At 55.8% G+C, this 317-nt stretch carries 1 protein-coding gene; it reads right to left on the bottom strand.

All coding sequences use genetic code 11. The features are described from left to right. Nucleotides 1–187: hypothetical protein (locus tag AC1RPU_RS08100; RefSeq protein WP_481769660.1), on the bottom strand; the 187-nt coding region annotated here is incomplete at its 3' end. Nucleotides 188–317 lie beyond the last annotated feature (130 nt).

The raw sequence follows: 317 nt of genomic DNA, 5'->3' as shown, positions 1-317 counted from the left end.
TGCTGAATTCGTTGGGCTTCTTGGGGCCGCAGTCAAAACTGAGAATCGCATCTACGCAGCCGTCCGTCTCCACGAACTTAATCTTATGAACAGCGGAGTTACGTCGGCCCCACATCGGGAGATGATCCTGCGCCCATTGCGGTATCGGCAGTTCCTGATCAATGGGCTTTTCTACGTTATCGTCCATATGCGTCCTCTGCTGCCGTGAGTTCGAGATGCATCCAGTGATACTTGCGCACCCGCTCGATGTCCTTGTCGCGCAGACCCTTGAGTCGGCGGATGTCAGAGTTGTGGCGCAGGTCCGCGAGCTTGACGAT

This window comes from Dellaglioa sp. CoH-55-MRSF-7, assembly GCF_056782235.1.
The sequence above is the reverse complement of the archived record's forward strand: the minus strand, read 5'-3'. Positions and strand labels throughout refer to the sequence as shown.